The organism is Arthrobacter sp. CAN_A2, from assembly GCF_015752045.1.
GTDB lineage: Bacteria > Actinomycetota > Actinomycetes > Actinomycetales > Micrococcaceae > Arthrobacter_D.
Genome location: NZ_JADOUS010000001.1, coordinates 250,796 through 270,128 on the forward strand (window position 1 = coordinate 250,796; position 19,333 = coordinate 270,128).

Here is a 19,333-nt window from a genome sequence, read left to right on the forward strand (position 1 = left end):
CGTCGTGCGCGGGTATCCTCAGGCGCCGACCCCGCGGAACTCGATCAGCAGGCTCTGCTCGGGCAGCAGCACGGGCGCCTGGAGGCCGGCCTGGGCCAGGGCGCGGCCGGACAGGCGCACCGGCTCACCCTCGAGCGCCCGCTGCAGCCAGGCCAGCGGTGACTGGCCGTTGCCCGGGTGCCCCTCCTCGGGGACCGCGGGACGGACCTCGTACAGCGCATCGGGGTCCAGGCCCGGGAAGGTCAGGGGACCCGGCGGGTAGCTCGCGCTCGACGCCGTGAGCGAATAGCCGAACAGGGCGCGGCGCCGGTCCTCGGACACGATGCCCCGCACGTCCATCGCAGGGTCCGGACACTCGGCATGCACCACGCTCCCGCGGTGCAGGTCGTCGCGCCAGGCCCGGTGGAGGTTGACGTACCGGCCGAGGACCTCGTACTCCGCCTCCGTCAGGTCCGAGATGTCCCACTCGATGCCGAAATGGCCGAAGATCGCGGTGGCGGCCCGGAACGGCAGGGTATGGGCACGGCCGGTCGAGTGCGAGACCGGTCCGCCGATGTGCATGCCCAGCAGTTCAGGGGGGACCACGAGGCCCGTGTACTTCTGGTTCACCAGCCGTTCGATCGGGTCGATGCAGTCGCTGGTCCAGATGCGGTCCGTCCGTGCGAGGATCCCGAGGTCGACGCGCGCCCCGCCCGAGGCGCAGCTCTCGATCTCGAGGCCCGGGCGCCTGCGGCGCACCTCGTCGAGCAGCCGGTAGAGCGCCTCGACGTGCCGGTGGACGGCGGCCTGGCCCGTCCGCGCATCCGCGGCCTCGAGCAGGTCCCTGTTGTGGTCCCATTTGACGTACGCGATGTCGTTGGCCGTCAGGATGTCGTCGAGGCGTTCGAGGATGTACGCGTAGGCATCCGGATTCCCCAGGTTCAGCACCTGCTGCTGCCGGCCCGGGAGCGGCAGGCGGCCTTCCGCCTGCAGGATCCAGTCCGGGTGGGCGCGCGCCAGGTCGGAATCGGGGTTGACCATCTCGGGCTCGAACCAGAGCCCGAACTCCATGCCGAGGCTCCGCACGTGGTCGATGACCGGTGCCAGCCCGTCGGGCCACACCGTCTCGTCCACGTACCAGTCGCCCAGGCTGGAGGTGTCGTCGCGCCGCCCGCGGAACCAGCCGTCGTCGAGCACGAAGCGTTCCACACCGAGGGACGCTGCGCGGTCCGCGAGGGCCAGCAAGCGCGGGAGGTCCAGGGCGAAGTAGACGGCCTCCCAGGTGTTGAGCGTGACCGGGCGGGGACGCCGAGGGTGGGAGGCACGGGCCCGGAGGTCCTTGTGGAACCGGCCGGACAGCTCGTTCAGTCCGCGACCCCAGGACCCCACGGCCTGCGGGGTGGAGTAGCTCTCCCCCGGTGCGAGGACGACCTCGCGGGGCGACAGCACCTCGCCCGCCGAGAGGAACACGGAGCCGGCGGGGGTCTTCTCGGCGAGCACGTGCTGGTTGCCGCTCCACGCGAGGTGGATGCCCTGGACGAGGCCGTGTTCGAACCCGAAGCCGCGGGTGCCCGCGGCGAGGAGGACCGTAGCGTCCGCTCCCGGCCTGCCGCGCCTGCTCGTGCGCACGTAGGTGCCGGTGGTGAGGTCGTGACGCTGCGGCGACCGTTCGCGGAGGTGTCGTCCGGTCGTGTCCAGGATCTCGGCCGCCGTGTGGTGCAGCGGGAAGAAGAGGTTGAGCGCGCGCACCTCGTAGTCGTCGTCGCCCGTGTTGGTCAGTTCGAGGCTCTGCGTGAACAGGCCGGACGCCGCGAGGCCGAGGCGGGCGCGCACGGTGAGTCCGGCGTCGTCGTCGCGCGCCTCGACGAGAGCACCGTCACCGGCCGGCAGCCGGTCCATCGAGGTCACGGTGAAGCGCGGGTAGAGCTGGGCACCCGCGCGGTCGCCCGTCAGTCCCGGGGTCCCCTGCCAGCCCGCGGATTCGAGGGGTAGGAGGGTGAGGAGGGCCGGGACGTCGATCCCGCCGGACACGCGCTGGGGCTGATGTGCTGCGGTGATGCCGCGCAGCTCATCGAGGCTCACGTCACCGAGGCCCGGACCCCAGTAGGCGATGGTCGGCATGCCGTGAGGATGAGGGTTGAGCACCACGCTGGTGCCACCGCGCGCGAGGTGGAGGGGTTCGGAGGTCATGGCTTATTTTTATCGTGTAGATAAGCCCCCGGGCAACACGCCTACCGGGCGCGGGTGTCCCGCCGCAGCAGGCCGGTGATCAGGCAGAGGAGACCGAGCAGGAGCGGGATCAGGGTGTAGAGCGTATGGGTTCCGCCGAGGTAGCTCATGATGAAGATGTACACGAACGTACTCCCCACGAGGATCCAGCCGAGCACGATCAGGCCACGGCCCCGACGGGGCGGCGGTAGTGGAGGGAGCCACGACGGCGTCCTGTCAGTCCAGCTCATGGGCCCAGTGTAGTTCGCGCTCCCGGGTCCCGTTCCGCGCCCTGCGCTGTTGCCATCACGGCGCCGGCCCGCTCGAGGGGACGACGAAGCGCCCCGCCGGAGACCGGCGGGGCGCTTCGTGATGGAGCGGTGGAGATGGCGGGAATTGAACCCGCGTCCGATGCAGTGTAGTCAGGGCTTCTCCGGGCGCAGTTCGCGTCGGTTTTTCTCGGCTCCAGCCATCGTGCGAACGAGTGGCTGCCAAGCCCAGTTGTATTAGAGTCCCCCCGGTCCCTACAACGAGGACCGGGAGCAGTGGCCCTCTAAATGACGCCAGTATCCGGGGCGAGAGCAAACCCGGGCTGACGGACTAGCTAGGCTGCTTAGGCAGCGAGAGCGAAGTCAGTGCGCTTTTGTTCGGCACTTATTGTTTTACAAGGAGCGTTTACGAGATAACCCTGTATCCTCGGCCCGCTTCCCCTGTCGCGACTAACATCGTCGAAACCTGTCATCCCCATGTTCAGTTATCAAATGTGCCCAGTCATCGACTGATTCCTGCTCTGCGCGACCCACCGGCCGTCCAGTTCCTCTACTCTACCGCACCCGCGTGGTCGGCCGGCAGGGCTTCGCCGCCGGTGAACGGGGGCTCCGAACGGGGCCGGCCTACTGCCCCAGCGTGATGCCCAGGATGACGACGGGCGACTGCCAGAGGCGCACGACCACGAAGGCGAGGGTGACGAAGGCAATGCCGAGGGCAGCCAGTGCGGTGGTCGCAGCCTGCTTGCGGCGGAAGCCCCACCAGAAGATGGCCCCGTTGAGCATCAGCAGGACGGGCGAGATCCAGACGAGCACCTGCGCGAAGAAGACATAGACGAGGAAGACGAACGGGATCAGGGAGAGGATCCCCACCGGCACCACGACCAGCAGAAGGATCAGGTCCACCAGGGCGCCGAGCGTCACCCACCAGGGCCGCTTGTACCTGAGTTCCGACGGCTCGGGTCCGTCATCCTCCTGGGTCTCCCAGAAGACGTCGCTCATGCCCCGAGGTTCTTCTCACGCATCGCGCGCAGCGCTTCCCTGTTGTCCTGCTTCTCGCGCAGGGTCTGTCGCTTGTCGTAGTCGCGCTTACCGCGGGCGACGGCGATCTCCACCTTGGCTTTGCCGTTGAGGAAGTAGAGCTGCAGCGGGACGAGCGTGAAGCCGGACTCCCGGATCTTCTGCGAGATCTTGGTGAGCTCCTCGCGGTGCAGCAGCAGCTTCCTCCGGCGACGCGCGGCATGGTTGGTCCAGCTGCCCTGCGTGTACTCGGAGATGTGGATGCCTTCGAGCCAGAGCTCGTCGTTGTAGAAGACCGCGTAGCCGTCCACGAGGGAGGCGCGCCCGGCACGCAGCGACTTCACCTCGGTGCCCATCAGGGCGATCCCGGCCTCGTAGGTGTCGAGCACGGCATAGTCGTGGAAGGCCTTCCGATTGGTGGCCACCACTTTCCGGCCACTTTCCTTCGGCACGGCGGAACTCCTTCTTGCGACACTGCTGCGGACGGCGGCCCGCGGGTGGGCAGTGCCTTCCATCCTACGACCCGAGCAGGCCCAGCGGGTCCACGAGCGTACCGTTCAGCATCGTCTCGAAGTGGAGGTGGCAGCCCTGTGAGTTCCCCGTGGTGCCCGTGTAGCCGATCAGCTGGCCCGCGCTGACGCGCTGCCCTACGGAGACCACGTAGTTGGTGAGGTGGTAGTAGTTCGTGGCGAGCACGTTGCCGCCGACCACGCCGTGGTCGAGGACGATCCGGTTGCCGGCGCCGGGCAGGACGTCAGAGTCGGCGTACCAGACCTCGCCGGCGGCCGGCGCGTACAGGGGCGTGCCGCAGCCCACCCCGTAGTCGATGCCCGTGTGCACGTAGCCGCCGGTGCCGTTGAAGTCGATGGTCCCCACCGGGGTCGGGCGCCACCCGAAGCCGGAGGAGATGGGCCCACCGACCGGCGACCGCAGGCCGAACGCGGTGGGGGTCGACGGCGCGACGGCGGGAGGGTCCGGGATGACGGGCGCCACGGGGGCGACCGCCTGGGGCTGGACCGGAGCTGGCGCGGGCTTGTTCGCTGCGGCTGCCTCGGCCGCGCGACGTGCCGTCTCGGCAGCGGCGGCGGCTTCGGCCTCGGCCGTCCGGCGTTCCTCCTCGGCAGCGGCGGCGGCCTCCGCCTCGGCGCGGAGGCGTTCCTGCTCCGCCTTCTGGCGGGCCTCCTCGGCCTTGCGCGCCTCTTCGAGCTGGCGGCGCTGGCGCTCGGCGATGTCCGCGTTGACCTGCTGCTGGGCCTTCTCGACGCCGGCCAGCTTCGCCTCGATGACGGGCTTCTGTTCCTGGAGCTTCGCCGACAGGGCCGAGGTGTCGGCCACGAGCCGGTCCACCTTCGCCTTCTCGCCTGCCGCGGCGTCGCGCGCCGACTGTTCCGCGGCGAGGGCGGCGTCCGCCTTCTCCTTGAGCTTGGCGATCTCGGCCTCGACGGCGACGAGGCGCGCCTGGCTGTTCGCATTCGTCGCGTTCTGCTCCGACAGCCGTGCCATCGCCGCGTTCTGGCCGCGCAGGGCCTGGTCCACCATGTCCATGGACCGGGTGAAGTCCTCGACGCCGTCGGCACCCAGGAGCAGCGACACGTTGGTGGGGACGCCGCCGTTCTTGTAGGCCTCGGTGGCGATCTGGCCGATCACCTCGCGGGTCTCATCCATCTCCTGCCGGTCGGCGCGGAGCTCCTCGGTGATCTTCGTCTTCGTCTCCTGCGCCAGGTCGACGCGCACCGCGAGGGCTCCGACGTCGGTCGCCGCCGTCTCGACCCTGCCCTGGGCGTCCGCGAGGGACTGCTGCGCTGCGGGAAGCCGGCCCTGATAGGTCCTGAGCGCGCCGATGGTCTCGGCGATGTCGGCGTCGAGGTACTCCATGGACTGCTGGACCTCGGCGACCTCGTTCTCGAGGGCGCTCCTGCGGTCGTCGAGCTCGTCGGCGACCACCGGCGTGCCGAAGCCGAGGGCGAGAGCCACGACGAGCGCGATCGACGTCCCTGCGGTGCCGCGGACGAGATAGGTCCGCGTGTCCTGTCGGGCCCGCCACGATGATCCTGGCGGGCGCACATGTCCCCTGGCGCTGGGCGTCATTGCTGTCAGACCTTTACGTATCGTCGGAGGGTGAGCAGGGATGAGAGCCCTGCGAGGAGGGCGCCGAGCAGGATGAGCGCCGGAACCAGGAGCAGGACCTGCTGGGAGGAGATGAACGCCGTCTGCGGGAAGGTGTTCGCGAGCCAGCCGTCGATCAGGAAGCGGGAGGCCCCCCACAGCGTCGCCGACGCGAGGACCGCCCCGATCACGGCGGCGATCACCCCCTCGAGGATGAACGGCAGCTGGATGACCGCCTTGGATGCCCCGACGAGGCGCATGATGCCCGTCTCCCGCCGGCGGCTGAAGGCCGAGAGCCGGATGGTCGTGGCGATCAGCAGGATCGCGCAGAAGGTCATGATGCCGGCGATCACGAGCGCGACGACGGACGCCCAGTTCATGTAGCGGAAGATCGCCTCCAGGAAGTCCCGCTGGTCGCTGACCGCATCGACGCCCGGCTCCGACGAGAAGGCCTCGTTGATGACCTCGTACTTCTCGGCGTCGACGAGGCTGACGCGGAAGGATTCGGGGAGCTGCTCCGCGGTGACGGAGTCGACGATCGGCGAGTTCGCGAACTGGTCGCGGAAGTGGACGAGCGCCTCCTCCTGCGTCTCGTGGGTGACGGTGTCGACGTACGGGGCGAACTGCTCGGATTCCAGCCTGGCCTCGATGGCCACCCGCTGGTCCTCGGTGACCGGCCCGGTGGCGCAGCTCGTCTCCGAGGAGTTGTCCACGCAGAGGTAGATGGTGACCTGGACGCGGTCGTACCAGTAGCCCTTCATCTGGTTGATCTGCAGCTGGAAGAGCCCGGCCGCGCCGACGAAGGTCAGCGAGATGAACGTCACGAGGATCACGGAGGTGACCATGGACAGGTTCCGGCGGATGCCCGAGCCGATCTCGGACAGGATGAAGGCGACCCTCATCCGGCCATCGCTTCGGGCCGGCCCACGTAGATGCCCTGGGCGTCGTCGCGCACCACCGACCCGCCGCGGAGTTCGACGACGCGCTTGCGCATCGTGTTCACGATGTCGTCGTCGTGCGTGGCCATGACCACCGTGGTGCCGTTCTGGTTGATCGTGTCGAGGATCTTCATGATGCCCATGGAGGTGGTCGGGTCGAGGTTTCCGGTGGGCTCGTCGGCCAGCAGGATCCCGGGGCGGTTGACGATGGCGCGCGCGATCGCGACGCGCTGCTGCTCGCCGCCGGAGAGTTCGTGCGGCATCCGGTTGTTCTTGCCCTCGAGGCCCACGGTGGCGAGGACGTCGGGCACGGTGTCGCGGATGACGGCCCGGCTCCTGCCGATGACCTGCATCGCGAAGGCGACGTTCGCGAAGACCGTCTTGTTGGGCAGGAGGCGGAAGTCCTGGAAGACGACCCCGATGCCCCGACGCAGGCGCGGCACGCGCCAGCTGGGGATGTTGGCCACGTTCTGGCCGGCCACGTAGACCGCACCCCGGGAGGCCCGGTCCTCCTTGAGCACCAGACGGATGAACGTCGACTTGCCGGAACCCGAAGCGCCCACGAGGAAGACGAACTCACCGCGGTCGATGTCGAGGGAGACGGCATCGAGGGCGGGCTGCGACGTGGTGTCGTAGGTCTTCGTGACGTCGTCGAATCTGATCATGATCACTCTGCGCCCGTGGATCGCCGGGGCACGGGCATTGGCTCGGGGAAGGGAGCGCCGGCTCCTCGACTATAACGACTAGTCGGGATACGCCCTATACCTCTGCGGTGTGTCGCGGGCAAGAGCCCGAGCAGGAAACAAGTGGTTTGTGCCGGAAGACGCGTAGCCCTACGTGGTGTCGTTGCGGTTGTTCGTGCGCCAGCGGATGCCTGCGTCGATGAAATCGTCGATCTCGCCGTCGAACACCGACGACGTGTTGCCGACCTCGTGATTCGTGCGCAGGTCCTTGACCATCTGGTACGGGTTCAGCACGTAGGAGCGCATCTGGTCACCCCACGAGGCCTTGACGTCGCCCGCGAAAGCCTTCTTCTCGGCGTCCTCCTGCTCCTTCTTGAGCAGCAGGAGCCGCGACTGGAGCACCCGCATGGCGGCCGCGCGGTTCTGGATCTGCGACTTCTCGTTCTGCATGGAGACGACGACCCCTGTGGGCAGGTGGGTCAGGCGGACCGCCGAGTCCGTCGTGTTGACCGACTGGCCGCCGGGACCGGAGGACCGGAAGACGTCGACGCGGATCTCGTTGTCCGGGACCTCGATGACGTCCGTCCCCTCGATCAGCGGGATGACCTCGACGGCGGCGAAGGAGGTCTGGCGGCGGCCCTGGTTGTCGAAGGGGCTGATGCGGACGAGGCGGTGGGTCCCGGCCTCCACCGACAGCGTGCCGAAGGCGTAGGGCGCCTTGACCTCGAACGTCGCGGACTTGAGGCCCGCCTCCTCGGCGTAGGAGGTGTCGAGGACCTGCGTCGGATACCCGTGGCGTTCGGCCCAGCGCAGGTACATGCGCAGGAGCATCTCGGCGAAATCGGCGGCGTCCACGCCGCCTGCGCCGGAGCGGATGGTGACCACGGCCTCGCGCTCGTCCCACTCACCGGCCAGCAGCGTGACGATCTCCAGGTCGTCGAGGGACCTGCCGAGGGAGACGAGCTCCCGCTCGGCCTCGGCGAGGGAATCCTCGTCGTTCTCGTCCTGCGCGAGCCCGACGAGGACCTCGAGGTCGTCGATCCGGCTCTCGAGGGTCTCGAGGCGCTCGAGCGCCGACTGCCGGTGCGACAGCTTCGAGGTCACCTTCTGGCCCGCGGCGGGATCGTCCCAGAGATCCGGGGCCCCCGCTTCCTCGCTCAGCTCATCGATGTCCTTGCGGATTCCCTCGACGTCGGAGACCTGCTCGATGGACTGGTACTTGGCGCGGAGGGCGCGGATCTCTGCCGGAAAATCAGTGGTTGCCATGGTCCTTCCAGCCTACGTCATGGGCGCAGGCGGGCGGCGGAGCGTCGAGGATCGACCCCGGGGCGCACCTCGGGTCCGCTTCGTGTCCCTCGCCCCGGCTACCGGACCAGCTCGGCCCGCGCGTCTGCCTGCGCGAGGATCGGGATGCCGGCGGGCACGAGGAAGTTCACGATCGGCGGGCGGACGACGGCGGTGAGGACGACCCGCGCGGTCCGGCCGTCCTCCGCGCCGGTGGACGGGTCGATGGACAGCTGCTCGAACCGGGCTCCGGCACCGGTGGCGGCGAGGTAGCCCGCCGCCGACTCCTCCACACCGGAATCCTGCAGGGCCGGAAGCGGCGGCGTCGGATCACCTCCGCCCACGCCGACGTCGATGCTGTAGTTGTCCGCGGCTGCCAGCGCGGCGCCGTCGGCCACCGACAGCAGCTTCTTGTGCCCGATGTAGACGGCTGACACGGCGAGGACGACGGTGACGACGAGGAGGCAGACGAGGAGGTATCCGATGACCAGGACACCGACCTGCCCCTCGTCCGAGCGGTCGGCTGCCGCACCCGCGGTGCCTGCTCTCTCGGCGGGGCGTGTCATCCGAAGCGCTCGACGATCTGGGTCGACGTGGCGTCCACGGTGGCGGCCGAGGGATGGGTGCCCGCGATGGCGGGGATCAGCGGGAGCGGGACCTCGAGGCGGACGACCACGGTCACGGTCGACCCCGGCGCGAGGCATGCCTCGCTGCAGGCGATGTCCACCACGGCCTGCTCCGGTGTGAAGCCGAAATCGGCCAGGGCGATGCGGACGGCCGCCCGAGCCCTGGCATCGGCTTCCTGCGGGGTGGCCGCATCCGCATAGACCTTCGCCGCCTGGTCGGCGGCCCCGACGACAGCGAAGGATCCACCCTGGAGCTGCCCGACGGTCAGGACGAGGTAGACGACCGGCACGAGGAGCAGCACCCCCAGGAACACGAACTCCACGACGGCGCTGCCGTCCTCCGCGCCCGGACGCGGACGCCCCGGGACAGGACAGCCTGCCGCCGGGCCCGCGCCGCCTCCTGGACCGGCGCGGCGTCCGGCGCGGCGTCCGGCGCGGCCTCCTGGACCGGCGCGGTGTCCGGCGCGGCGTCCGGACCCTCCGGGGCCCGGTTCAGGACGGGAGCGCCGCATGGCCGCGCACCTCCATGATCCCCGCCGGTCCGATCAGTCCGATGACGGGCAGCGGGGCGCGAACGACCACCTCCAGGGTCCTCACGCCGCCGACCGTGCTCTCACCGACCGAGATGTCGGATCCGTAGGAATCGGCGAGCGAGCCGCGGATCAGGTCCTCCGCGCGTCCGACGGCGTCCTGCGGGGAGCGATCCGCGAGCGTGCCGTAGCGTGCCCCCGAGGCAGCGGCGTCGATGAGCGTGTTCCGCACGTGCAGGACGAGCGTCAGCTGGATGATCGCGATGAAGACGACCGTCAGCAGGCCTCCGATCAGGGCGAAGTCGACGACTGCGGCACCACGCTCGCCATCCTCGCGGCGTCCGCGACCGGCACGGGGATCCAGCACGGCCAAGACCATGGCCTAGGGCGAGACCTGATCGATCGCCTGGTTGAACAGGCCTTCGAGGGCCGGCCCGGCGATCGCCAGCAGGGCGGCGACGAGGACCGCCGACATCAGCGTGATCATCACCCAGCCCGGTACGTCGCCCCGTTCCCGGTCCCCGGACCTGCCCAGCAGGATTGCCCTGGCGCTGAGGAGCAGTTGGACGAGGCGTGCGGCGCTGGGCAGGATCTTCATGGCGTTTCCCCTTTTGTTGGTGTGGTTGCAGTGTCAGAAGCCGAGGTTGATCAGGGCGATGCCCGGGTAGACGGCGAAGAGGACGGTCAGCGGGAGGACTCCGAATACCAGCGGGACCATCATCGCGATCTCCTTCTTGCCTGCGGATTCCATCAGCTCGCGCTTCGCGAGGTCGCGGACGTCCTGCGCCTGGGCACGGAGGACGTCGGCGAGCGGCGTCCCGCGCTGGACCGCCACCGTGATGCCGTCGACGAAGCGAGCGAGCGGGGCGAGGCGCGTCCGGTGCGAGAATTCCTGCAGCGCCTCCACGAGCGGCTTGCCCGCGCGGGTCGCGGCGAGCACGAGGGCGAACTCGTCGGCCAGCTCCCCGGTCGCTGTCCTGCAGATGCGCTCGAGCGCGCCCGTCGTGCTCTCCCCCGCGGAGACGGCCAGGGCCATGAGCTCCGCGAGGCTCGGGAACTCGGCCAGCATGCGGGCCTCACGCCTCTTGATGTCCGCCGAGAGGACGTAGTCGCGGCCGACGAAGCCCATGACGGAGCAGCCGAGCACGATGACGACGGCGAGCGGCACGTTGACCGACCCCGAAGCCGCCAGGAGCACCATGACCAGTGTCGAGGCGGCGAGCCCGCCCGCAGCCCAGAGCAGTTGCTGGGCCCGGAAGTCGGCTGCCGTCTGCTCACGTCCGGCCTGTGCGAGCCTGCGCACGAGGGTCGCGGCCGCCGGGTTGAAACGGTGCGACCACGCGACGGCGTCGGCCAGCAGGGGGCGGGTGATGCGTTCGAGCGGTCCGAAGGGGGTGACGTTACCCGGCGGATCGGCGAGCAGCCTGGACCGTACGTCCACCGCGCGTAGTTGGGGCGCGATGCGCTGCGTCAGGGTTGTCGCACGCATCGCCGGGAGGCGGACGACGACCAGCCAGAGACCGGCACCGAGCAGGAGGCCGCAGAGCATCGCCAGTGCGACCGTCGGCGTCACCGGAGTACCCGCTGATCCTCGGGCAGTGCCCCGATCCGGAGCATGACGCGATAGCAGACGACGGATACCGCGAGCCCTCCCAGCAGCACCACCGCACCGCCTGCCGTGTTGTAGGCGCGCACGGCCTCCGGCCGGGTGGACAGGAGCATGAGGACGAACCAGGGAGCCGCGACGGCCAGGCGTGCCGCGTTGATCGTCCAGGACTGGCGCGCCTCCAGTTCGCTGCGGGTGCGGGCAGCGTCACGCAGGAACTCGGACAGCGTGCCGAGCAGGCGGCCGAGATCCGAGCCGCCCACCTCCCGCGTCATGCGGAGCGCCTCGACGATGCGGTCCGCGACCGGGTCCGCCAGCCGCTCCTTGAGCCGGTTGAGTGCGTCGTCGAACCGTCCGCCCGCGCGGTAGTCGGAGCCGAAGGCCCGGAAGGCCGCCCTCAGTTCGAGCGGCCCCTTCTCGCCCAGCTGGATGAGAGCCTCGGGGAGCGAAAGGCCGGCGCGGATGGCCGATCGGAGATGGTCCACGACATCGGGCCACAGCTCACGCAGCGAAGCGGTGCGTTTCGCGGCGCGCCATTTGACGATGGAGAACGGCAGGAACCCGCCGAAGAGCGCGAAGCACAGAGCGATCGGCGCCGAGCCGGTCAGCACGAACCCGACGAGCAGTACCGTCAGCCCCGTCGCACCGCAGGAGGCGAGCAGCCCGCGGGCCGAGACCCGCTCGACCCCGGCGCGCAGGAGGAGGTCTCCGAGGGGCTGCCGCCGCGTGGGCGCCCGACGTCCCCTCGCGGGCCGCTCCCAGCACGACCACCAGATCAGGAACAGGCCGACGCCGAGACCGACGCCCACGGCCGTGTTCACGCCCGCGCCCCCAGAAGGGACGCGACGTCGACGCCTGCGGCCGCGAACTTCTCCTCGGTGGGCATGCCGGTGGCCGTCAGCTCCAGGCTTCCGTCGATGCGGGTGAAGACCGGGGAGGACTCGATGACGCCGTTCTCCACGCGCCGCCCCAGTGCCATGATCTCGGTGACCCGCCGCTGTCCGCCGGGTAACCGTGCGCAGTGCACCACCAGGTCGATGCAGGAGGCGACGGTCGGCACCACGAAACTGCTGGAGATGTTCTCGCCGGCCAGGAGCGGCAGGGTGCAGATCTTGGTGATGGCGTCGTGCGCGCTGTTGGCATGGACGCTACACATCCCGGGAAGCCCACTGTTGAGGGCGATGAGCATGTCCAGGCTCTCGGCCTCGCGCACCTCGCCGACGATCAGCCGGTCGGGGCGCATCCGGAGAGCTTCCTTCACGAGGCGGCGCAGGGGGATCTCCCCCTGCCCTTCGAGGTTGGGCTGGCGGCACTGCAGACCGACGACGTCGCGCAGTGGCAGCTGGAGTTCGAAGATCTCCTCGACGGTGATGACCCTCTCCCTCGGGCCGATGGATGCTCCCAGGCAGTTGAGCATCGTCGTCTTCCCGGCCTGGGTCGCCCCGGAGACCAGGATGTTCAGGCCGCTGACGACAGCCGCCCCGAGGAACCGTGCGGCGTGGGGAGACAGCGTGCCCAGCTCCACGAGGTGCTCGAGCCTCGAGGCACGCGCGATGAACTTCCGGATGTTCACGGACCAGTGGTTGCGGGTCACATCGGGGATCACGACGTGCAGCCTCGAACCATCGGGCAGGGAGGCGTCGACGAACGGCGAGGACAGGTCGAGGCGCCGCCCGGAGGACTTCAGCATCTTCTCGACGAGGTCCCGGACCTGCTGGTCGGTCAGCGACAATGCCGTGAGCTGCGATTCACCGTCCCGCGCGATGTAGATCTCCGACGGCGCATTGATCCAGATCTCCTCGATGGTCGGATCATCGAGGAGGGGCTGGAGGGCGCCGAATCCGGCGACGGCGTCGTAGATCTGCTTCCGCGCGGAATCCAGCCGCCCGAGAGGTGGGAGGACCCCGAGCACCGACCGCTCCTCGTAGTCGGCGACCGCGTCGTGCACCAGGAGTTGCACCTCGCCGATCTGGCGGGCGGGATCGAGTCCGCGCCTGCGGATGAGTTCCCGCACCTCGCCCTCGACCAAGCGAACAGCATCCATTGATGTCCCCCATGTATTCGCCCGTCGACGCCGATCCGCCGTCCGGACGCGGAATCGCTTCCGCCGCCTTCACCCTACTGAACAGAAGCGTGCCCGAACAGAGCGGGAGAGGGATGTGCATAAACCCCGGCATGAGATGACAATCACAGCGATGCGTGGCGCGCAAGAGCAACACGCCGACACGGATACGGACATAAGCGCAGGTTTTGCCTAAGATTCCACTTTCACTTCCGAAACGTTAGTCACGTTGGTAACAGAACTGTAGTCTGCACGGGAATTCAATCAGCTGGCTGACGCCCGGAATCTGCTGGAGAAACCCGTGACTTTGCCCTTCCCCGCCCGACTCCTGTGCGCAGCCCTGCTGTCCTTCGGACTCCTGGGCAGCGCGGTTCCCGCAATGGCGACCAGCACCGTTACCACTCCGGCACCGACGGCGACAGCGACGCCGACCAGTCCGCCGACCGCCCCGACCACGCCGTCGGCTGCACCGGCGCCCGCCCCGACGCGGAGTCCCGCTCCTGCCCCGGCAGCGACGACCGCACCCGCTCCGCCGGCCCCGGCCACGGCCCCTGCCAAGGAAGCAGCTCCCGTGAAGCAGCCCGCGGCGCAGGATGAAGTCACGTCCTTCGTGCCGGACCTGAACTGGAATCCGCTCGACGATCCGGGATCGAACGCCCGCTACGGCGAACACTTCGCGGAGCCCGTCACGCCGATGAAGACGGCGTCACCCCTGACCCTCGACGGCAGCGGCGGGACCGCGGCCCTCGCGCCGCGGTCCGGGACCTTCAAGGTCACGCTGGTCACCGTGCAACTGTCGGGGAAGACGGTTGCCGACACCGATGCCATCAACATGACGGCTGCACGCAACTCGATCACGAGCGCCAATTCGTACTGGAACTCCGCCTCCGCCGGGCGGCTCTCGATGACGAAGGTCAGCGAATACCGCCACAAGTCGGCCGCGAAGATCACGGACTCCTACGGCACGATCATGGCGACCGTGACGAAGGAACTGAACTGGCAGTACCGGCCCTATGAAGCCCTCGTGATCTTCGTTCCGCACGCGGACCTGAACTACAACGGGTCGTGGGGCATCCTGGGCGGCGGCTTCACGGACGGCCCGACGAGCGGGCGAGTGATCATGCCCTACCCGTCGGCACTCACGAACAACGTCGTCACGCACGAGTTCGGGCACGTCCTGGGGCTCCACCACGCGAACTCGCTGGCCTGCACCAGCGGCCGCGCCGATGCTCCGATCTCGGGCGGATCCTGGGCGGACCCGGCGTGCTGGTCCTCGGAATACAGCGACATGTCGGACCTGATGGGCTACGCCCAGGTCGGTTCCCCGGTCGTCAACGCGTTCCTCTGGGAGTACGGGGGCTTCGGTGCCGCCTCGGACATCCGCGATATCGGGACGCCGACGGACAGTCAGCGGTTCACCCTGAGGCCGTGGGCCGGCGGTGCGCCCGCCAGGGCGTTGAAGTTCACCGATCCGGTCAGCGAGGAGGTCTACTACCTCGAACTGCGCATGCCCGTCGGATTCGACAGCTCCACCGCGGTCGGAGGCAATCAGGGCGTCAAGATCACCAAGCAGGACATCCTCGGATGGAGCGGTAACGCCTCCGTGGTCCTCACCCCGAACAGCAGGCTGTCCGGCTACTCGTATCGCGCGCTGACCTGGAAGGCTGGACAGACCTTCGTCACGCACTCGGGCACACGGGTGGAGATCAGCTCGATAGCCGTACCCGCGAACCAGCCGGGAGCCGCGAGTGCGGTTGTGACCATCACTCCCCCCGAGACGAATGCGACGCGTGCGGCGGCGGCTATCTCGGCGGTGGTCTCTGCTGCTCCGGAGCTCGGCGCTGTGACCTCCGGCGTGGTCTGTGGCCTGGTCGACGGAGGGTGCTACCAGGGATTCACCACCGGTGCGGTCATCTGGTCCTCGGGAACCGGCGCCGTGATCTCCGCCAACGGCCCGATCCGCAATGCGTGGATGGCAGCCGGAGCCCAGAACGGTGCCCTCGGATACCCGAAAGCCTCGCAGGTCTGCGGGATCCGCGACGGCGGCTGCTACCAGTCCTTCCAGAACGGCGAGGTGCTCTGGTCCAACGCATCCGGAGCGCACATCAGCAAAGCCGGCGTGATCCGCACCGCCTACCGTGCCGCAGGCGCCGAGAACGGAGCACTGGGCTTCCCCACCGGTGCACAGGCCTGCGGACTGCGCGACGGCGGCTGCTACCAGTCCTTCCAGCGAGGCGAGATCCTGTGGTCCCCGGCCTCCGGAGCCCAGATCTCCAAGGCAAGCCCGATCCGCACCGCCTACCGTGCGGCACGAGCGGAGAACGGCATCCTCGGCTACCCCATCGCCTCCGAGATCTGCGGACTCAAACTCGAAGGCTGCTATCAGGCATACCAGAACGGGGAGATCCTCTACTCGAGCAAGACCGGAGCACACATCAGCAGGCCCGGAGCGATCCGCGACCTCTACCGCAGCTCCAAAGCCGAGAACGGCGTCCTCGGCTTCCCCGACAGCGACGAGACCTGCGGACTGAAGAACGGTGGCTGCTACCAGTCCTTCCAGGGCGGCGAGATCATCTGGTCGGCCACCACCGGAGCCCAGATCACCAACAACAGCGCCATCCGCACCACCTACCGGGCAGCAGGAGCAGAGAACAGCCTCCTGGGCTACCCCGTGAACGCACAGATCTGCGGCATCCGCGACGGCGGGTGCTACCAGTCCTTCCAGGGCGGCGAGATCTTCTGGTCCACCGCCTCCGGAGCCAACATCAGCAGGCAGGGCGGCATCCGCAACCTCTACCGGTCCATCGGCGCCGAGAACGGACGACTGGGCTTCCCCACCACCGCCGAGATCTGCGGCCTGCGCGACAGCGGCTGCTACCAGTCCTTCCAGGGCGGCGAGATCTTCTGGAGCCCGAGCACCGGCGCCGAACTCGTCACCACCGGATCCATCCGCACCGCCTACCGCAGTGCCGGCGCCGAGAACAGCGCCCTCGGATACCCCCTGGCCAAAGAGACCTGCGGCCTACGCGACGGCGGCTGCTACCAGTCCTTCCAACGCGGCGAAATCCTCTGGAGCTCCAAGACCGGAGCCAGGATCACCGCCAACGGACCCATCCGCACCACCTACCGGCAGTCCGGCGCCGAAAACGGAACCCTCGGCTACCCCACCAACAACCAGGCCTGCACCACCAGCACCCGCTGCACCCAGACCTTCCAACGCGGAACCCTCACCTGGACCCCCACCACCGGCGTCAAACGAACCTGACCCACCACACCCCCACGCTCATCGATCCACCAGCACGTGTGCCTCCGGGTGCAGCCCCCCGAATACATAGGTGATCCCACTGTGACAACCAGACGAACCTCCACCCTTTCCGGCGTCGCTCTGCTGCTTGCATCGATCCTCATCGGTCCGGTGACGCCTGTGCCGATGTCGCCTGCCCAGGCGATCGAGACCACCGATGCAGCACCGCAGGTTGTTACGACCGCCGAAGGGACTCCCCCAGCCGTCGCTGAAACCCCGCTCCGCGATGGGGCACCCGCGGGTGACGGCGCCTCCACGGACGGGAAGGCCGCCGCCGTTCCGAAGGAGGTCCTCCCCCCGACCGCGGAGGAGTCGGAACAGCAGGGTCTCCCCCCGGTGGTGCCCGAGGAGCGGAACGCTTCCATGGGTCAGGGACTCGCCCGGATCGCCGAGACCGGTGATCCCCAGGTCCCTCGCGCCGCCGAGTCGCGCGACAGCCGTCCTGATGGGACGACGGGCACCGAATCCCCGCTGGACGCAGGTTCGGCCGCTACGAGCTACTGGAATCCCGGTGGAGTCCTCGGTGTGGATGTGAGCAGCCATCAGGGGAGGTTCGTCGACTGGTCGTCGGCGTCGGCGTACGGTGCCCGCTTCGCCTATGTGAAGGCGACCGAGAACGACGACTACGCCAATCCCTACTTCTCTGATCAGTACGAGGGGTCGGCCGCGTCGGGAATGTATCGGGGTGCCTATCACTTCGCCCTCCCCAACATGTCGTCGGGCTCCGAACAGGCGGATTTCTTCGTCAGGAACGGTGGGGGATGGAGCGCGGACGGCAAGACGCTCCCGCCGCTGCTCGACGTCGAGTTCAATCCCTATCCATCACTGGGCAACACCTGCTACAACATGACGCCGTCCCAGATGGTCGCGTGGATCGCCGACTTCTCACGGCAGATGCAGGTGCTGACCGGCCGTAAGCCGATGATCTACACGGCTGCCAGCTGGTGGAACCAATGCACCGGCAACTCCACGGCGTTCGGCGATCACGCGCTGCACGTGGCGCGCTACGGGACGACCACCCCCGGCACGATGCCCGCCGGCTGGACCAGGCAGGACGTCTGGCAGTACACCGACAGCGGCCCGGTGATCGGCGACTGGAACCAGTGGAACGGGGATCTCGCGAGCCTGGAGTCCTTCGTGAGGAACGACTCGGACTCGCCGGACGCGCGTGCGGCGGCGGCTATCTCGGCGGTGGTCTCTGCTGCTCCGGAGCTCGGCGCTGTGACCTCCGGCGTGGTCTGTGGCCTGGTCGACGGAGGGTGCTACCAGGGATTCACCACCGGTGCGGTCATCTGGTCCTCGGGAACCGGCGCCGTGATCTCCGCCAACGGCCCGATCCGCAATGCGTGGATGGCAGCCGGAGCCCAGAACGGTGCCCTCGGATACCCGAAAGCCTCGCAGGTCTGCGGGATCCGCGACGGCGGCTGCTACCAGTCCTTCCAGAACGGCGAGGTGCTCTGGTCCAACGCATCCGGAGCGCACATCAGCAAAGCCGGCGTGATCCGCACCGCCTACCGTGCCGCAGGCGCCGAGAACGGAGCACTGGGCTTCCCCACCGGTGCACAGGCCTGCGGACTGCGCGACGGCGGCTGCTACCAGTCCTTCCAGCGAGGCGAGATCCTGTGGTCCCCGGCCTCCGGAGCCCAGATCTCCAAGGCAAGCCCGATCCGCACCGCCTACCGTGCGGCACGAGCGGAGAACGGCATCCTCGGCTACCCCATCGCCTCCGAGATCTGCGGACTCAAACTCGAAGGCTGCTATCAGGCATACCAGAACGGGGAGATCCTCTACTCGAGCAAGACCGGAGCACACATCAGCAGGCCCGGAGCGATCCGCGACCTCTACCGCAGCTCCAAAGCCGAGAACGGCGTCCTCGGCTTCCCCGACAGCGACGAGACCTGCGGACTGAAGAACGGTGGCTGCTACCAGTCCTTCCAGGGCGGCGAGATCATCTGGTCGGCCACCACCGGAGCCCAGATCACCAACAACAGCGCCATCCGCACCACCTACCGGGCAGCAGGAGCAGAGAACAGCCTCCTGGGCTACCCCGTGAACGCACAGATCTGCGGCATCCGCGACGGCGGGTGCTACCAGTCCTTCCAGGGCGGCGAGATCTTCTGGTCCACCGCCTCCGGAGCCAACATCAGCAGGCAGGGCGGCATCCGCAACCTCTACCGGTCCATCGGCGCCGAGAACGGACGACTGGGCTTCCCCACCACCGCCGAGATCTGCGGCCTGCGCGACAGCGGCTGCTACCAGTCCTTCCAGGGCGGCGAGATCTTCTGGAGCCCGAGCACCGGCGCCGAACTCGTCACCACCGGATCCATCCGCACCGCCTACCGCAGTGCCGGCGCCGAGAACAGCGCCCTCGGATACCCCCTGGCCAAAGAGACCTGCGGCCTACGCGACGGCGGCTGCTACCAGTCCTTCCAACGCGGCGAAATCCTCTGGAGCTCCAAGACCGGAGCCAGGATCACCGCCAACGGACCCATCCGCACCACCTACCGGCAGTCCGGCGCCGAAAACGGAACCCTCGGCTACCCCACCAACAACCAGGCCTGCACCACCAGCACCCGCTGCACCCAGACCTTCCAACGCGGAACCCTCACCTGGACCCCCACCACCGGCGTCAAACGAACCTGACCCACCACACCCCCACGCTGGGCTGACAGGGGGGTGGAGGGGGATACTATGGGCTCGCGCTTGTCCGTCCGGCCAATC

Annotated in this window: 17 protein-coding genes and 1 other RNA gene; 2 read left to right on the forward strand and 16 right to left on the reverse strand. The window is 68.7% G+C overall.

Annotated features, from left to right (window positions below; all coding sequences use genetic code 11):
• Positions 1–18: 18 nt before the first annotated feature.
• The 16 genes from IWX63_RS01160 to IWX63_RS01235 all read right to left on the reverse strand — a co-directional run bounded on the left by IWX63_RS01160 (position 19) and on the right by IWX63_RS01235 (position 13,290).
• Complete coding sequence (locus IWX63_RS01160) at positions 19–2,169, reverse strand: alpha-galactosidase (protein ID WP_199276319.1); 2,151 nt, start codon at positions 2,167–2,169, stop codon at positions 19–21.
• Positions 2,170–2,210: 41 nt separating this feature from the next.
• Positions 2,211–2,438, reverse strand: coding sequence for a hypothetical protein (locus tag IWX63_RS01165; RefSeq protein WP_199276320.1), 228 nt, complete (start codon positions 2,436–2,438; stop codon positions 2,211–2,213).
• Between the two features lie 127 nt (positions 2,439–2,565).
• Positions 2,566–2,933, reverse strand: a transfer-messenger RNA (tmRNA) gene (gene ssrA / locus IWX63_RS01170).
• A 147-nt stretch (positions 2,934–3,080) separates the two neighbouring features.
• Complete coding sequence (locus IWX63_RS01175) at positions 3,081–3,455, reverse strand: hypothetical protein (protein ID WP_199276321.1); 375 nt, start codon at positions 3,453–3,455, stop codon at positions 3,081–3,083.
• Positions 3,452–3,925, reverse strand: coding sequence for an SsrA-binding protein SmpB (gene smpB, locus IWX63_RS01180; RefSeq protein ID WP_199276322.1), 474 nt, complete (start codon positions 3,923–3,925; stop codon positions 3,452–3,454). The genes IWX63_RS01175 and smpB overlap by 4 nt, the downstream gene beginning before the upstream one ends.
• Before the next feature lie 64 nt (positions 3,926–3,989).
• Positions 3,990–5,561 carry a peptidoglycan DD-metalloendopeptidase family protein gene (locus IWX63_RS01185; protein ID WP_199276323.1) on the reverse strand — a complete coding sequence of 524 codons (1,572 nt, stop codon included), beginning with the start codon at positions 5,559–5,561 and terminating at the stop codon, positions 3,990–3,992.
• Positions 5,562–5,566: 5 nt separating this feature from the next.
• Positions 5,567–6,481, reverse strand: coding sequence for a permease-like cell division protein FtsX (gene ftsX / locus IWX63_RS01190; protein ID WP_199276324.1), 915 nt, complete (start codon positions 6,479–6,481; stop codon positions 5,567–5,569).
• A complete protein-coding gene (ftsE, locus tag IWX63_RS01195; protein ID WP_199276325.1) occupies positions 6,478–7,182 on the reverse strand; it encodes a cell division ATP-binding protein FtsE in 705 nt (234 codons plus the stop codon). Before ftsE ends, ftsX begins: the two co-directional genes overlap by 4 nt.
• Positions 7,183–7,350: 168 nt before the next feature.
• Entirely contained in the window at positions 7,351–8,466 is a 1,116-nt protein-coding gene (gene prfB, locus IWX63_RS01200) for a peptide chain release factor 2 (protein ID WP_199276326.1), read from the reverse strand.
• Positions 8,467–8,564: 98 nt separating this feature from the next.
• The gene (locus IWX63_RS01205; RefSeq protein ID WP_199276327.1) at positions 8,565–9,050 is read right to left on the reverse strand and encodes a pilus assembly protein TadG-related protein; all 486 of its coding nucleotides are present in this window, start codon (positions 9,048–9,050) and stop codon (positions 8,565–8,567) included.
• Complete coding sequence (locus IWX63_RS01210) at positions 9,047–9,433, reverse strand: hypothetical protein (protein ID WP_199276328.1); 387 nt, start codon at positions 9,431–9,433, stop codon at positions 9,047–9,049. Before IWX63_RS01210 ends, IWX63_RS01205 begins: the two co-directional genes overlap by 4 nt.
• A 169-nt stretch (positions 9,434–9,602) precedes the next feature.
• Positions 9,603–10,019 carry a TadE family protein gene (locus IWX63_RS01215; RefSeq protein ID WP_199276329.1) on the reverse strand — a complete coding sequence of 139 codons (417 nt, stop codon included), beginning with the start codon at positions 10,017–10,019 and terminating at the stop codon, positions 9,603–9,605.
• A gap of 3 nt (positions 10,020–10,022) precedes the next feature.
• Complete coding sequence (locus IWX63_RS01220; protein WP_199276330.1) at positions 10,023–10,238, reverse strand: hypothetical protein; 216 nt, start codon at positions 10,236–10,238, stop codon at positions 10,023–10,025.
• Between the two features lie 33 nt (positions 10,239–10,271).
• On the reverse strand, positions 10,272–11,213 hold the full coding sequence (locus IWX63_RS01225; protein ID WP_334685526.1) for a type II secretion system F family protein: 942 nt from the start codon (positions 11,211–11,213) through the stop codon (positions 10,272–10,274).
• The gene (locus IWX63_RS01230) at positions 11,210–12,067 is read right to left on the reverse strand and encodes a type II secretion system F family protein (protein ID WP_199276331.1); all 858 of its coding nucleotides are present in this window, start codon (positions 12,065–12,067) and stop codon (positions 11,210–11,212) included. Before IWX63_RS01230 ends, IWX63_RS01225 begins: the two co-directional genes overlap by 4 nt.
• Positions 12,064–13,290: a CpaF family protein gene (locus IWX63_RS01235; protein ID WP_199276332.1), complete on the reverse strand. Its 1,227-nt coding sequence runs from the start codon at positions 13,288–13,290 to the stop codon at positions 12,064–12,066. The genes IWX63_RS01230 and IWX63_RS01235 overlap by 4 nt, the downstream gene beginning before the upstream one ends.
• A 589-nt stretch (positions 13,291–13,879) precedes the next feature.
• On the opposite strand from IWX63_RS01235, the gene IWX63_RS01240 reads away from it, so the two are divergent.
• Both IWX63_RS01240 and IWX63_RS01245 read left to right on the forward strand, forming a co-directional pair.
• Entirely contained in the window at positions 13,880–16,573 is a 2,694-nt protein-coding gene (locus tag IWX63_RS01240; protein WP_199276333.1) for a hypothetical protein, read from the forward strand.
• A gap of 165 nt (positions 16,574–16,738) precedes the next feature.
• Positions 16,739–19,255 carry a GH25 family lysozyme gene (locus IWX63_RS01245; RefSeq protein WP_199276334.1) on the forward strand — a complete coding sequence of 839 codons (2,517 nt, stop codon included), beginning with the start codon at positions 16,739–16,741 and terminating at the stop codon, positions 19,253–19,255.
• The last annotated feature ends 78 nt before the right edge of the window (positions 19,256–19,333 follow it).